The following is a 14223-nucleotide window of genomic DNA, read 5'->3' on the forward strand; positions in this document are numbered from 1 at the left end:
CGGAGGGCGGCGCGCGGGCGGCGGGCGGCGGGGGGGGGGGGGGGGGGGGGTGGCGGGGCGGGCGGGGGGGCGGGGGGGGGGGGGGGGGGGGGGGGGGGGGCCCGCGCCCCCCCCCCCCCCCCCCCCCCCCCCCCCCCCCCCCCCACCGCCGTGTCGGCCCGCGGACAGGTGCGGCGCGGCGGACACGTGCCACCGCCACCGACCCTCCGCGTCAGCCCCCGCTCCGTGTCACCCCCTCCGTGCGAAAGCGGGCTGCCGCGGCCGACGTCGCGTACGACGGAGGTCCCGCCGGGCCGGAGCACGAAGGCCACTCCGGCCGACTAGGCGCCCCCACCTCCGCGCGGTCAGCCGCGGACCCGGCGGAGCTCGACCGCCGACCGCCGGGAACGCCCCTGAAGCCGCTCAGGACTCCGGCCCCGGCCCGGCTGTGCCCTTCCCCGAGCTCTCAGGCGGAGCCCTGCGGGCCAGAAGGGCATCCGAGCCCGCCGAGGGACCCGGTCCGGAGCGGGACTGCCGGGACCCGGCCCGCCCAGCGGCGGCGCGACCCGTGCGTCACTCGCTGACCGGCTACGCGACCCGCGGAGTCCTTGCCTGCCGCGGCGGCCCGCCCTGCGGCATCCCGCGGCGACGTGGCGGGCCCGACCCGCGACGTCCCACGCTGACGTGGCGCCGCGCCCCGACGTCTCCCCCGCTGACGTAATGGTCCGACCCGCGGCAACCCACGCTGACGTGGCGAGGCGCCCCGCGGCGCCCCGGGCTGACTCGGCGGCGCGACTCGATGGCTCGGCGCTTCCATGGCGGCGTCACCGGCTCCCCGCGCACCTCCGCCGGCAGGTGGCTTCGGCGGCCGACCCATCCCGACGACCGAGGGCCCCTTCCACCTCGCCGGCGGAAGGGGCCCTCGGTCGTGCTGGGGTCGTCAGCTCTGCTGGGCGTTCTGCCCCACGTAGTACTCGAACAGGAAGCCGCCGACGGCGACCATCACCGCAGCTGCGCCGATCAGGATCAGCCAGTAGTACCAGAAGGCCAGACCCAGGGCCATGAAGAAGATGGCGACGGCCAGGCCGAGCGGCCAGTAGCTCGCCGGGCTGAAGAAGCCCAGCTCACCAGCGCCGTCGGCGATCTCGGCGTCCTTGCGGTCCTCCGGGCGGGCATCGATCCGGCGCGACACGAACCAGAAGAAGCCACCGATGAGCAGGGTGAGCCCACCGGAGAGCGCGAGGGCCGTGGTCCCGATCGGCTCACGCGCCCAGAAGCCGTAGACGACCGCGGTCACGAAGCAGAACACCGCGATCAGATTGAAGATCAGTGCCTCGACCTTCACGGCCGTGCCTCCTCGTACATGTGTGGGATCCGGTTACCAGGAGCGGGGACGTCAGTCACCGGTCTGCTGCAGGTCGGCGACCTTCTCCTGGACGAGGTCCAGCGGGGTCGTCGTGCCGGCCTCACCGGGCTGCCCGATCGCCTCGAGCGCCTCGTACGTGCTCAGGCCGGTCTCACGGGCGTCCAGGTAGTCGTCGTACTCGTCTCCCGAGACCGCGCGGACCTCGAAGTTCATGTACGCGTGGTAGGTGCCGCACAGCTCGGCGCAGCGGCCCACGTAGGCGCCCTCCTCGCGGACGGTCACCTCGAAGACGTTGTCCCGGCCGTTCTCGTTGCCGGGGATGACGTCGAGCTTGAAGAGGAACTCGGGCACCCAGAACGAGTGGATGACGTCGGCCGAGGCGAGCTCGAAGCGGACGGTGCGGTCGGTGGGCAGCACGAGGATCGGGATCTCCGTGCTGGTGCCCACGGTGTTGACCGGCTCGCCGTCGGGGTCCGTCGTCCCCGGGTAGACGAACTGCCAGTTCCACTTGAACGCGTTGACGGCGATGACCTCGTCGGGGTCCGCGCTGCGCTCCATGACCCGGTTCTGCGTCACGACCGTGAAGAAGAACAGGCCGGAGATGATGATGAACGGGATGATCGTGTAGACGATCTCCAGCGGCAGGTTGTAGGCCGTCTGCCGCGGCAGCTCATCACCCTTCTTGCGGTGCCGGACCACCGAGTAGGCGATCAGCACCCACACCGCCAGGCCGATGACCAGGGCCGCCCAGGTCGACCCGACCCACAGCTCCCGCATCGCCTCGGCCTCGTCGGTGATGCCCTCGGGCCATCCCCACCGGACGAAATTGCGCTCCCACCAGTCGCTGTCGCCGAGCTCGCATCCGGTGAGGGTCAGCACCCCCAGGAGACCGAGCGCGGCCAGCCGCGCGAGCCTGCTGCCTCGAGCCACTGCTCGCTGCCTCCTCGTCCTCCGCCCGACCTCCGGGCGGTCCTTCCAGCGGGTCGTCCACCGGTCCCCGGCAGAGTGGAATCACGCCGGACTCAGTGTGGGCCGAGACTAGCCGACCCGCCTCAGGGGCCGACCACCGGAGACGGTCCGGGCGGGTCGCGGCCCGGTGTCCCCGCCGGATCCTCCCGGCTCGCCCGCCCGCCCGCGACCGGCAGCTGCCACCCACAGCTGCGATCCGCGGCTGCGGCCCGCGGCCGCGACCCCCGCCCGCGGGCCGGACGCCCGTCCTCACCCGGCGGGGCGCACCGGTCGTGCGGGCCGGTGGCAGCGGAGCGACGGTTAGAGTCGGTGTCGTGTTCTCCCGGCTGCTGACCCCGAAATGGGTGCTCCTGCACCTGCTCGTGGTCGCCCTGTTCGTCGCCACCTTCTTCCTCGGGTACTGGCAGCTGTCCAAGGCCGAGGCCGGTGGCGGCGCGGTCAACTGGAGCTACGCCCTCCAGTGGCCGCTGTACGGCTTCATGGGGCTGTGGTTCTACGTCCGGATGCTGCGCGTCGAGTTGCACCGCGACCCGGACGACGACCAGCCGGGCAACGCCGTGGTGCTGTACCAGCGGCCGCGCATCGACACCACCGGCGACCCTGAGCTCGCCGCCTACAACGCCTACCTCGCCGAGCTCAACGAGCGGGCACTGGGACAACGGAGCAGCAATGGCCGCTGAACGGACCGCCACCCCCACCGGGCGCGGCGACGAGCGCAGCATCGGTGCGGCGCTGCAGCGCTACCGGGCGATGGCGTGGGTCGTGGGCGTGCTGCTGATCGCGCTGATCTTCGTCGCCGTCCCGTTGAACCACCTCGCCGGCATCGGCGGGCCCTCCGAGGTGCTGGGCACCGCGCACGGCTTCCTCTACGGGCTCTTCCTCCTGGCGACCGTGGACCTCGCGCTGCGCGCCCGCTGGACGCTCAAGGGCACCGTGCTGACGCTGCTGGCCGGCACCGTTCCCGTGCTGTCCTTCTACGCCGAGCGGATCGCCACCAGGAAGACCCGCGCCGGCGAGCGCGTCTGACCCTCCCGTCCCCCGGCCGCCCCCGACCTCCGGAGTCCCGCGCCTCATGTGTGGCCTGCTCGCCTACTTCTCCACCGACGCCCCCCGCGTCGACGACACCGTCGTCTCCGACGTCCGGGGGGCGCTGCACTGCCTGCGGCACCGGGGCCCCGACGAGAACGAGGTCTGGCACGACGACCGCGTCGTCTACGGCTTCAACCGGCTGTCGTTCATCGACATCGAGAACAGCCACCAGCCCATGCCGTACGCCGACGGCCGGTACCGGATCGTCTTCAACGGCGAGATCTACAACTACCTGGAGCTCCGCGCCGAGCTCGCGGCCGCCGGCGCCTCGTTCGCGACCGAGGGCGACACGGAGGCGATCGTCGCCGGATACCACCTGTGGGGCGAGGAGATCGTCTCCCGGCTGCGGGGGATGTTCGCCTTCGTCATCTGGGACAGCGAGACCCGCACCGTGTTCGGCGCCCGCGATCCCTTCGGCATCAAGCCGCTGTTCACCACCCGCCTGGCCGACGGGGCCATCGCCTTCTCCTCCGAGAAGAAGGCGCTGCTGGAGCTGCTCGGCGGCAGCACCGCGGCGGGCGGCGTCGACCCCGCCTCCCTGCAGCACTACCTGACGCTCCAGTACGTCCCCGAGCCGGCGTCCCTGCACCGCGGCATCCGGCGCATCGAGAGCGGCACCAGCTTCACCGTCTCCGGCGGGGAGCTCTCGACCTCGCGGTACTTCCACCCGACGTTCCCCGTCCGGCCGGTGTCGAAGGACGAGCAGCAGCCGCTCTACGACCGGATCGCCGAGGTGCTCGACGACTCGGTGCGGGTGCACATGCGGGCCGACGTGACCGTCGGGTCCTTCCTCTCCGGCGGCATCGACTCCACGGCCATCGCCGCCCTCGCCAAGCGCTACAACCCCGACCTGATGACGTTCACCGTGGGCTTCGAGCGGCAGGGCTTCTCGGAGATCGAGGTGGCCGCCGAGTCCGCGGCCGCCATCGGGGTCGAGCACATCACCAAGGTGGTGACGGCGGAGGAGTTCGCCGAGTCGATCCCCCTCGTCGTCTGGTACCTCGACGACCCGGTCGCCGACCCCGCGCTCGTGCCGCTGTACTTCGTGGCGCGCGAGGCCCGCAAGCACGTCAAGGTCGTCCTCTCGGGCGAGGGCGCCGACGAGCTCTTCGGCGGCTACAACATCTACCGCGAGCCGTTGTCGCTGGCCGCCTTCGAGCGGCTGCCCGGCGGGATCCGCCGCGCCCTGGGCACCCTCTCGACGAAGCTCCCCGACGGGATGCGCGGAAAGGACCTGCTGCGGCGCGGCGCCATCCCGCTCGAGCAGCGCTACTACGGCAACGCCCGGATCTTCCGCGACGAGGAGCTGACCTTCCTCGAGAAGCACGACCCGGACCTGTCGCACGTCGCCGTCACCCGGGAGCTCTACGAGCGCACCCGGGCCGCGGGCTACGACGACGTGACGGCGATGCAGTACGTGGACCTGTTCACCTGGCTGCGCGGCGACATCCTGGTGAAGGCCGACAAGATGACCATGGCCAACTCGCTCGAGCTGCGGGTGCCGTTCCTCGACCCCGAGGTGTTCCGGGTGGCCTCGACCATCCCGGTCGACCAGCGCGTGACCAAGGAGACGACGAAGTACGCCCTGCGCCGGGCCCTGGAGCAGATCGTGCCGCCGCACGTGCTGAACCGGCGGAAGCTCGGCTTCCCCGTGCCCACCCGCCACTGGCTCGCCGAGGACCTGCACGACTGGGCGCGGCAGATCATCGAGGACAGCCGGACCGACGAGTGGCTGGACAAGCAGCAGGTGCTGGCGATGCTCACCGCCCACCGGCAGAACCAGCGGGCCGGCTCCCCGGTCGACCTCTCCCGCAAGCTCTGGACCCTGCTGGTCTTCATGGTCTGGCACGGCATCTTCGTCGAGGAGCGGATCACGCCGGAGGTCCCGGCGACGGTGTACCCCGTCCGGTTGTGACAACGCAGCAGCGCCCCGCCTCCTGACGGAGACGGGGCGCTGCTGTGTCGTTCCTCGTGGGGCCCGGAGGGCTCCACGAGGAACGACGACACGGCTCGGTGCGTCCGGGGACGGCACCTGGCCGCGGTGCGGTCCGGAGGACCGCGGTGTCATCGCGACTCAGTTGAAGGAGTCACCGCACGCGCAGGAGCCCTGCGCGTTGGGGTTGTCGATCGTGAAGCCCTGCTTCTCGATGCTGTCGACGAAGTCGATGACCGCGCCGCCCAGGTACGGGCCGCTCATCCGGTCGACGATGACCTCGACGCCGTCGAAGTCGTAGGTCTGGTCACCGTCGAGGAACCGCTCGTCGAAGAAGAGCTGGTACCGCAGGCCGGAGCAGCCGCCGGGCTGGACGGCGATGCGCAGCCGCAGGTCGTCGCGGCCCTCCTGGTCCAGCAGTGCCTTGACCTTGGCGGCCGCTGGGTCGCTGAGCACGACGCCGGTGGCCGTGGTGTCCTGCACCGTCATATTCCTGTCCTCTCCCTCCGAGGTGTCCGCGTAGGCGCGTCCTGTCGCGAACGAACGCCGCCGGAGCGGGTCCTCTTCCCGTGCTCGCCCACTGTACGGCTCGGGGCGCGACGTCCGGGGCAGCGTTGCTCACACACGTAGACTTCCCTGCCGTGAAGCTCCGCCTGCCCGGCCGCCGTAATGACGACGCGACTCCCGACGCCACGTCCGGGAGCACCGCCGCGCAGACCGAGCAGCTCGTGAGAGCCGGCGGCAAGGGCCGCCCCACCCCCAAGCGCCACGTGGCACAGGGCAAGCGGCCGGGCCCTCCCCCGCCGCCGCCCACCACGCGCAAGGAGGCCTACAAGCGGATGCGCGAGCAGCGGGCAGCCCAGGGCGCGGAGGCCCGCCGGGGCATGGCCCGCGGGGACGACGGTTACCTGCCCGCCCGTGACCGGGGACCGGTCCGCAAGCTCGTGCGCGACGTCGTCGACAGCCGCCGCAACATCGGCAGCCTGTTCCTCCTCGTCGCCGCGGTGGCGCTGGTCGGCACCTTCGTGCCGAACCTCGCGGTGAAGGCGTACTCGAGCTTCGTCCTCCTCGGCTTCTTCTTCCTGCTCATCATCGACTCGGTGGTCCTGGGCCGGAAGATCAAGAGCGCCGTCGCGAGCCGCTTCCCCGACACGGACCACAAGATGAAGGGCCTGGTCTGGTACGGCATCAGCCGGTCGACCATGATCCGCCGCTGGCGTTTCCCCAAGCCCGAGGTCCCGCTCGGCGCGGAGGTCTGAGCACCGGCCCCGCACCGCACCGCTGATGCGGGTCACCCTGCTCGGCACCGGCGCCGCCGACGGCTGGCCCAACCCGTGGTGCACCTGCGCCTCCTGCACCGATGCCCGCAGCCGCCAGGAGCTGCGCCGGCCGACGTCGGCCCTGGTCGACGGCGTCCTGCTGCTGGACCTGTCCCCGACGCCGCCGCCGGACGGCATCCCGCTCGCCGGCGTGCGCACGGTGCTGGTCACCCACGACCACCCCGACCACTGCGCGCCGCTGGCGCTCCTCGCCCGGCAGTGGGTCCGGCGCGCCGATCCGCTGACCGTCGCCGGCCCGCCGGCCGTGCTCGACGCCGTCCGGCCGTGGCTGGGCCCCGACGACCCGGTGGAGCTGGTCGAGGTCGGGCCGGGCGCCACCCTGCACCGCGACGGCTACGCGATCCGCGCGCTGGCCGCCGACCACGAGGTGCCGACGGTGCTGTACGACGTCACCGGGCCCGACGGCGCCCGGCTGCTCCACGCGACCGACACCGGGCCCCTCCCTGCGTCGACGGTCGAGGCGGTGCGGGGCGCGGCGTTCGACGTCGTCCTGCTGGAGGAGACCTTCGGCGACCTGGTCGGGCACGGCACCGGTCACCTCGACCTGCGCAGCTTCCCGGAGCAGCTCGACCGGCTCCGTGCGGTCGGTGCAGTCACCGGAACCACCGACGTCGTGGCCGTGCACCTGGGGCACCACAACCCGCCGGCGGCCAGGCTCGCCCGGCGGCTGGCCGCGTCCGGCGCCCGCCTGGTGCCCGACGGCGCCACCCTGCTCGCCCGGGGTCGAGGGGCGGCGGTCCGGCGCGGCGCCTAACGTCGCCCTCCGTGGAATTCAGACGCCTCGGCCGCTCCGGCCTGACCATCTCCGAGATCGCGTACGGCAACTGGCTGACCCACGGCGGGCAGGTCGAGGAGGACGCCGCGCACGCGTGCGTCCGGGCCGCCCTGGACGCCGGCATCACCACGTTCGACACCGCCGACGTCTACGCCGGCACCCGGGCCGAGACGGTGCTCGGCGCGGCCCTCGAGGGGCACCGCCGCGAGTCGATCGAGCTCTTCACCAAGGTCTACTGGCCCACCGGTCCCGGCCGCAACGACCGCGGGCTGGGGCGCAAGCACGTCATCGAGAGCTGCCACGCCTCGCTGCGCCGGCTGCGGACCGACTACGTCGACCTCTACCAGGCCCACCGGTACGACCCGTCGGTGCCGCTCGAGGAGACGATGACCGCCTTCGCCGACCTGGTCCGCGCGGGCAAGGTGCTCTACATCGGTGTCTCCGAGTGGAACGCCGAGCAGATCGCCTCCGGCGCCGCGCTCGCCCGAGAGCTCGGCATCCAGCTGATCAGCAACCAGCCGCAGTACTCGATGCTCTGGCGGGTCATCGAGTCCGAGGTCGTGCCGACGTCGGAGCAGGAGGGGCTCTCCCAGATCGTCTGGTCGCCGCTGGCCCAGGGCATCCTCACGGGCAAGTACCGGCCGGGTGAGCAGCCGCCGGCCGACAGCCGCGCCGGTCACGCCGAGGCCGGTCAGTCGATGCAGCGGTTCATGACCGACGACATCCTCGGCCGGGTGCAGCAGCTCCGCCCGATCGCCGACGACCTGGGCCTGTCGATGGCCCAGCTGGCGCTCGCGTGGGTGCTGCAGAACGGCAACGTCGCCGCCGCGATCATCGGCGCGACGCGTCCGGAGCAGGTGCACGACAACGTCGCGGCCGCGGGCGTCGTCCTGGACGCCGACGTGCTGGCGCGGATCGACGAGGCGCTCGGCGACGTCGTGGAGCGCGACCCCGGCAAGACCGCCCGGGGCTGACCGCGCGCCTCCCCGGCCCGCGCTGGGGCCGGGGAGGCCGCCCGCGGGCAACCCTCGACGTCGAGCTGAGGGTCAGGTGGCGGCCAGGCCCATCGGTCCGTAGGCCTTCTGCTCCCCGTCGAACAGGGTCACCGTCGCGACGCCGCGGTCGAGCAGCTCCCGCCAGCTCTCGCCCAGCCACGACTCCGCGTCGCCCTGGTTGTCGAACTCGGGCACGTCCACCCCCACCGCGGCCGGGTCGAGGGTGGATCCAGCGGGGTCCTCGAGGCGCCAGTGCCAGCTCATGCGCCGAAGGCTAGCGGCGGTCGCCACCCGGGGCACCGTTGCGCCGATGTGATCGACCCGCCGGTTACGGCCCGGCCGCCGGGGGCATGGTCCTGCATCGACCCGCCCAACCGGAGGACCGATGACCGCACCCCGCCCCGACGCGACGGCCGGCGCCAGCCGCGCCGATGCGACCCCCCTGCCCGAGAACGCCTCGACCGGTCAGCTGATCGGTCAGCTCACCGAGCAGATCAGCCGCCTCGTCCGCGACGAGGCCCGCCTCGCCCAGGCCGAGGTCACGCAGAAGGCGAAGAAGCTCGGCGTCGGCGCCGGGCTGTTCGGGGCTGCAGGCCTGGTCGCCTTCTTCGGGCTCGCCACCCTGATCACCACGGTGATCCTCGCCCTCGCGCTGGTGATGCCCGCCTGGCTGGCCGCGCTGATCGTCACCGTGGTCCTCTTCGCCATCGCGGGCGTCCTCGCCCTCGTCGGGAAGAAGGACGTCCAGCAGGGGGCGCCGCCGGTGCCCACCGAGGCCATCTCCAGCGTCAAGACCGACATCGCGACCGTGAAGGAGAGTGCACACCGGTGAGCACGCCCAGCGGGTCACGACCCGACGACGCACAGTCCGCCGACGGCCCCACCCAGCCCGACGAGATCCGGGCCGACATCGAGGCGACCCGCGAGGAGCTCGGCCGCACGGTCGACGAGCTCAGCCAGCGCCTCGACGTGCCGAGCCGCGCCAAGGAGAGCGCCGCGCGCGCCAAGGACACCGCCGTCGAGACCTACCGCGAGAGCCCTCCGGCCTTCGCCGGCGCCGGTGCCGCGCTGGCCGGCCTGGTCGGGCTGGTGCTGTGGCGGCGGCGCCGGGCACGGCGCCGGGCCAGTACCGAGGAGCTCCTGGTCGGGGCGCGGGTGGGCCGCAAGCGCGAGGCGAAGCAGGCGCGCAAGGAACTGGCCACCCGCCGTGTCGCCGCGCGGAAGGCCGTCAAGCGCGCCGAGAAGGACGCACGGAAGGCCGACCGGCAGGCCCAGAAGGATGCGCGGGTAGCGGCCAAGCGGGTCCAGAAGCGGGCCCGCCGCACGTCGAGGAGGAAGCGTTGAGCAAGGGAGCCAAACTCGCCTACCGGCCGATCGGCCTGGCCGCGGGTATCGCGGCCGGCGCCGTCTCCGGCGCCGTCTTCAAGCAGGTGTGGAAGCGCATCAGCGGTGAGGACGACGCCCCGGATGCGCTCCAGAGCGAGTACCCCATGTGGGAGATCATCGTCTCCGCCGCGCTCCAGGGTGCGATCTTCGCGGCGACGAAGGCCACCATCGACCGCTTGGGCGCCGAAGGCTTCACCAAGCTCACCGGGGCCTGGCCGGGCGACTGATCCCCGCACGGTGGCCGGGACACCCCTCCCGGCCACCGGCACCACCCCGTTCCACCTCACGGCCGGACGACGGCCCTCCACCAGGGAGAAGCAGTGACCGGCACCCGCCCCCGCGAGAGCGCCGTCGACCGGATCCGCCAGCGGGTCGAGGAGAAGGCCGCCCGGCGCGCGGCCGCGGCGCAGACGACGGCCGACGGCGGGCCGACCGGGAACCCGAACCGGCTCCCCCCGGGGGCCCCCGCGCCGGAGCAGCTCCCGGGCATCGATGCCGGCTCCCCCACGCAGATCCCCGCGCGCGGCTGGAAGCAGGTCCTCAAGCGCGCCTGGGCGGAGAACAACGCCGACAACATGCCGATCATCGCCGGCGGGGTGGCGTTCTTCGGCTTCCTCGCGATCTTCCCGTCGCTGCTCGCGCTGATCTCCATCTACGGACTCGTCGCCTCCGCCGAGCAGGCAGCGGCGCAGGTCGAGTCCTTCACCGCCGGACTGCCCGAGAGCGCGCAGACCCTGATCGAGGCCCAGGTCACCGCGATCACCGAGAACGCCGACGGCGCGCTCACCCTGAGCCTGATCCTCTCCATCCTGGCGGCCCTGTGGAGCTCATCGGGCGGAGTGAGCAACCTGGTCAAGGCGGTGAACATCGCCTACGACGAGGTGGAGACCCGCAACTTCATCAAGCTCCGGGCGATCTCCCTGGCTCTCACCCTCGGCGCGATCGTCTTCGTCGTCCTGACCATCGGCCTGGTCGCCGTCCTGCCGATCGTCCTCGATGCGCTGCCGCTCGGCGCCGTCGGCACCGTGCTCGCCCAGATCGCCCGGTGGGTGGCGCTGCTGCTCGTCGTCGTCGGCTCGCTGGCCGTCCTCTACCGGGTGGCCCCCGACCGGGACGCCCCCAAGCTCCGCTGGGTGAGCCTGGGCTCCGTCGTCGTCACCGTGGTCTGGGCCCTGGTCAGCCTGGGCTTCACCTTCTACGTCAACAACTTCGGCTCCTACGACGCCACGTACGGCGCGATCGCCGGCGTCATCGTGCTGATGCTGTGGCTGTACCTGACCTGCTACCTCGTCCTCCTCGGAGCGGAGATCAACTCCGAGGCCGAGCACCAGACCGGCCACGACACCACCGAGGGCGAGCCGATGCCCATGGGCGAGCGCGACGCGGTGAAGGCCGACACGCTGCCGGCCAAGGCCGAGCCGGAGAAGGGCGACAGCGACCCCACCCGCAAGGCCGCGCCCTAGCGGTACCCCGCGACGTCCGGGCTCAGCGGACGTGCGAGGGGACGAAGGGCGGCTTGACGACCTCGGCGGCCTGCGGGCGGCCCCGGACGTCGACGGCGACCTCGGTGCCGGCCGCGACACCGGCCGACGCGTCGACCAGCGCCAGCGCGATGCCGGTCCGCAGCGTCGGCGAGAAGGTGCCGCTGGTCGTGACGCCGATCCGCTCCCCTGCGGTGTCGAGGACGGGCATGCCCGGGCGCGGGATCCCCCGCCCGGTCGCCTTCAGGCCCCACAGCAGGCGGGCCGGGCCCGCCTCCTTCTCCGCCGTCAGCGCCTGCCGCCCCCAGAACTCAGGCTTGCGCCACCCGACCGCCCAGCCGGCGCGGGCCTGGTTGGGGGTGATGTCGCGGGAGAGCTCGTGCCCGTGCAGCGGGTAGCCCATCTCCGTCCGCAGCGTGTCGCGGGCCCCGAGCCCGCACGGGCGGATGCCCAGATCCTGCCCGGCCTCCAGCAGGGCGTCCCACATCTCGCCGGCGCGGTCGGCGGCCACCAGCAGCTCGTAGCCGTGCTCCCCGGTGTAGCCGGTGCGACACACCGTCACCTCGGCGCCGCTCCGGCCGCTCCCGGTCACGAAGGACATGTAGCCGATCTCCCCGGGGACGCCGAGCAGCTCCAGCACCTGCAGCGACCGCGGGCCCTGGACGGCCAGGACGGCGACCTCGGCGTGCCGGTTCTCGACCGTGATGCCCGCCGGAGCGGCGTCGGCCAGCCGGCCCAGCACCTCGGCGGCGTTCGCGGCGTTGGGCACCAGGAGCACGTCGTCGGGGCCGTGCACGTAGACGATCAGGTCGTCCACCACTCCCCCGGCGCCCGGCTCCCCGTCAGGCACGCAGCAGAGCGTGTACTGCGCCTGCCCCGGCCCGATGCGCGACAAGTCGTTGGTCAGGCAGGTGTCCACGAACGCCGCGGCACCGGGCCCGCGGACCGTTCCCGTGCCGAGGTGGGAGACGTCGAACAGACCCACCCCGTCCCGCACCGCGGCGTGCTCGGCCAGCACGCCGCCACCGGCGTACTCGATCGGCATCGACCAGCCGCTGAAGTCGGCGAGCTTGGCCCCGGCCGCGAGGTGCCGGTCGTGCAGGGGGGAGGTCAGCGGGGTCACGGGAGGCACGCTAGCGCGGCCCTCCCGCTGCAGTCCGCCGCCGGCGACCGGGCGGAGGGACGCAGGAGGGGCCTCCTAGGATCGAGCGGTGCCGCCGACGATCTCCGCCACCGACCACCCGCTCGAGAAGCTGACCGGCGACGCCGTCGTCGTCGCCGTGGGGAAGGGCCCCGACGGGCCGCTGCCCACCCCCGGGGCGGAGGCCGTCGACCGCCTGCTGGGCGGCCGGCTGCTGCCGGCGCTGGCCGACCTGGGCGTCCGCGGCGCCGAGGACGAGGTCACCCGGCTGCCTTCCTTCGGCCAGGGGCCGTTCCCGGTCGTCGCGGTCGTGGGGCTGGGCGCACCGGAGCCGACCGGCGGGTACCGCACCGAGGCCCTGCGCCGGGCCGCCGGCGCGGCCAGCCGTGCGCTGCGCGGCCGGCGCTCCGTGGTGAGCCTCCTGGCCGCCGTGGGCGGGACGCCCGACGCCGAGCGGCTGCACGCCGTCGGTGAGGGGTCCCTGCTGGGCGCGTACGAGTTCACCGCCTACAAGTCGCAGCTGCCCGCGGACCGTCCGGCCCCGCCGAGCGAGTTCACGGTCGTCGTGCCCGGCGCCGGTGCCGCCGAGGCCGCCCTGCGCCGGGTCCGCGCCGTCGCCGACGCCGTCGCGCTGGTGCGCGACCTGGTCAACACCCCGCCGAACGACCTGTACCCGGCCGAGTTCGCCGCCCGCGGCGCCGCCGCCGGGGAGAAGCTCGGGCTGACGGCGGAGATCCTCGACGAGGACGCGCTCGCCGCCGGCGGGTACGGCGGCATCCTCGCCGTCGGGGGCGGGTCCACCCGCAAGCCCCGGCTGCTGCGCCTGTCCTACTCGAGCAAGGGCGCGCGCAAGAAGGTGGCGCTGGTCGGCAAGGGCATCACCTTCGACAGCGGCGGCATCTCGATCAAGCCCGCCGCGAAGATGGAGGACATGAAGAGCGACATGGCCGGCGCCGCCGCCGTGATCGCCACCGTGTGCCTGGTCGCGCAGCTCGGGCTGGCCGTCGAGGTCGTCGCGACCGTGCCGATGGCGGAGAACCTGCCCAGCGGCACCGCCTACCGGCCGGCCGACGTGGTCACCTTCCGCAACGGCAAGAAGGCGGAGATCACCAACACCGACGCCGAGGGCCGGGTCGTGCTGGCCGACGCGATCGCCCGCGCCGCCGAGGACTCCCCGGACGTCCTGCTGGAGACCGCCACCCTCACCGGCGCGCAGATGGTCGCCCTGGGCGCCCGCACCTCCGGTGTCATGGGCAGCGACGACCTGCGCGACGCGGTGATCGCCGCGGCGGAGCGCAGCGGCGAGTCGATGTGGCCGATGCCGCTGCCGGCCGAGCTGCGCAAGGGGCTGGACTCGACGGTCGCCGACTTCGTCAACGCCAACGCCGACCGGCTCGGCGGGATGCTCGTCGGCGGGCACTTCCTGGCCGAGTTCGTGCCGGCGGGGCTGCCGTGGGCGCACATCGACATCGCCGGGCCCAGCTACAACACCGCCGCGCCCTGGGGCTACACGCCCAAGGGCGGCACCGGCGTCCCGGTCCGCACCCTGCTGGCCACGATCGAAGCCCTCATCGCCGACTGACGGCCGCGATGATCAGGTGACCTGATCGTTGCGGGGGGGGGGGGGGGGGGGGGGGGGGGGGGGGGGGGGGGCGGGGGGGCGGGGGGGGGGGGGGGGGGGGGGGGGGGGGGGGGGGGGGGGGGGGGGGGGGGGGGGGGGGGGGGGGGGGGGGGGGGGGGGGGGGGGGGGGGGGGGGGGGGGGGGGGGG

The 14223-nt window shown here is 73.5% G+C and carries 16 protein-coding genes; 11 read left to right on the forward strand and 5 right to left on the reverse strand.

Annotated features, from left to right (window positions below; all coding sequences use genetic code 11):
* Positions 1-919: 919 nt before the first annotated feature.
* Both ACI79T_RS20775 and ctaC read right to left on the reverse strand, forming a co-directional pair.
* Complete coding sequence (locus ACI79T_RS20775; RefSeq protein WP_456611993.1) at positions 920-1324, reverse strand: cytochrome c oxidase subunit 4; 405 nt, start codon at positions 1322-1324, stop codon at positions 920-922.
* A gap of 51 nt (positions 1325-1375) precedes the next feature.
* Positions 1376-2275, reverse strand: coding sequence for an aa3-type cytochrome oxidase subunit II (ctaC, locus tag ACI79T_RS20780; RefSeq protein ID WP_456611994.1), 900 nt, complete (start codon positions 2273-2275; stop codon positions 1376-1378).
* A 353-nt stretch (positions 2276-2628) separates the two neighbouring features.
* Here ctaC and ACI79T_RS20785 point away from each other — a divergent pair, with 353 nt between their 5' ends.
* Genes ACI79T_RS20785 through asnB form a run of 3 tightly spaced genes read left to right on the forward strand, consistent with a single transcriptional unit; the run spans position 2629 to position 5318 of the window.
* A complete protein-coding gene (locus tag ACI79T_RS20785; protein ID WP_456611995.1) occupies positions 2629-2994 on the forward strand; it encodes a metalloprotease in 366 nt (121 codons plus the stop codon).
* On the forward strand, positions 2984-3340 hold the full coding sequence (locus ACI79T_RS20790; RefSeq protein WP_456611996.1) for a DUF3817 domain-containing protein: 357 nt from the start codon (positions 2984-2986) through the stop codon (positions 3338-3340). The genes ACI79T_RS20785 and ACI79T_RS20790 overlap by 11 nt, the downstream gene beginning before the upstream one ends.
* 46 nt (positions 3341-3386) lie before the next feature.
* A complete protein-coding gene (gene asnB, locus ACI79T_RS20795; protein ID WP_456611997.1) occupies positions 3387-5318 on the forward strand; it encodes an asparagine synthase (glutamine-hydrolyzing) in 1932 nt (643 codons plus the stop codon).
* 159 nt (positions 5319-5477) lie between these two features.
* Here asnB and ACI79T_RS20800 read toward each other — a convergent pair whose 3' ends face one another.
* A complete protein-coding gene (locus ACI79T_RS20800; protein WP_269190557.1) occupies positions 5478-5825 on the reverse strand; it encodes a HesB/IscA family protein in 348 nt (115 codons plus the stop codon).
* 152 nt (positions 5826-5977) lie between these two features.
* On the opposite strand from ACI79T_RS20800, the gene ACI79T_RS20805 reads away from it, so the two are divergent.
* From ACI79T_RS20805 to ACI79T_RS20815, 3 genes are read left to right on the forward strand one after another with little or no spacing between them, the layout of a single operon-like run.
* A complete protein-coding gene (locus ACI79T_RS20805; protein WP_456611998.1) occupies positions 5978-6595 on the forward strand; it encodes a DUF3043 domain-containing protein in 618 nt (205 codons plus the stop codon).
* A gap of 25 nt (positions 6596-6620) precedes the next feature.
* Positions 6621-7430 (forward strand): MBL fold metallo-hydrolase, encoded by an 810-nt coding sequence (locus ACI79T_RS20810; protein ID WP_456611999.1) that lies wholly within the window; start codon positions 6621-6623, stop codon positions 7428-7430.
* An 11-nt stretch (positions 7431-7441) separates the two neighbouring features.
* Positions 7442-8425, forward strand: coding sequence for an aldo/keto reductase family protein (locus ACI79T_RS20815; RefSeq protein ID WP_456612000.1), 984 nt, complete (start codon positions 7442-7444; stop codon positions 8423-8425).
* Between the two features lie 72 nt (positions 8426-8497).
* Here the strand turns inward: ACI79T_RS20815 and ACI79T_RS20820 are convergent, their stop codons facing one another.
* Positions 8498-8710, reverse strand: coding sequence for a hypothetical protein (locus ACI79T_RS20820; RefSeq protein ID WP_456612001.1), 213 nt, complete (start codon positions 8708-8710; stop codon positions 8498-8500).
* A 121-nt stretch (positions 8711-8831) separates the two neighbouring features.
* Between ACI79T_RS20820 and ACI79T_RS20825 the strand changes: the two genes are divergently transcribed.
* The 4 genes from ACI79T_RS20825 (at position 8832) to ACI79T_RS20840 (ending at position 11295) form a co-directional block, all read left to right on the forward strand.
* Complete coding sequence (locus ACI79T_RS20825) at positions 8832-9278, forward strand: phage holin family protein (RefSeq protein WP_456612002.1); 447 nt, start codon at positions 8832-8834, stop codon at positions 9276-9278.
* Positions 9275-9790 (forward strand): DUF3618 domain-containing protein, encoded by a 516-nt coding sequence (locus ACI79T_RS20830; RefSeq protein ID WP_456612003.1) that lies wholly within the window; start codon positions 9275-9277, stop codon positions 9788-9790. Before ACI79T_RS20825 ends, ACI79T_RS20830 begins: the two co-directional genes overlap by 4 nt.
* A complete protein-coding gene (locus ACI79T_RS20835; protein ID WP_166532542.1) occupies positions 9787-10059 on the forward strand; it encodes a DUF4235 domain-containing protein in 273 nt (90 codons plus the stop codon). The genes ACI79T_RS20830 and ACI79T_RS20835 overlap by 4 nt, the downstream gene beginning before the upstream one ends.
* 93 nt (positions 10060-10152) lie before the next feature.
* Positions 10153-11295: a YihY/virulence factor BrkB family protein gene (locus tag ACI79T_RS20840; RefSeq protein ID WP_456612004.1), complete on the forward strand. Its 1143-nt coding sequence runs from the start codon at positions 10153-10155 to the stop codon at positions 11293-11295.
* Positions 11296-11317: 22 nt separating this feature from the next.
* Here ACI79T_RS20840 and gcvT read toward each other — a convergent pair whose 3' ends face one another.
* Positions 11318-12436, reverse strand: a complete 1119-nt coding sequence (gene gcvT, locus ACI79T_RS20845) for a glycine cleavage system aminomethyltransferase GcvT (protein ID WP_456612005.1) — start codon at positions 12434-12436, stop codon at positions 11318-11320.
* 88 nt (positions 12437-12524) lie between these two features.
* Between gcvT and ACI79T_RS20850 the strand changes: the two genes are divergently transcribed.
* A complete protein-coding gene (locus ACI79T_RS20850; protein ID WP_456612006.1) occupies positions 12525-14036 on the forward strand; it encodes a leucyl aminopeptidase in 1512 nt (503 codons plus the stop codon).
* Positions 14037-14223: the final 187 nt, after the last annotated feature.

Source organism: Blastococcus sp. SYSU DS0619, from assembly GCF_054051035.1.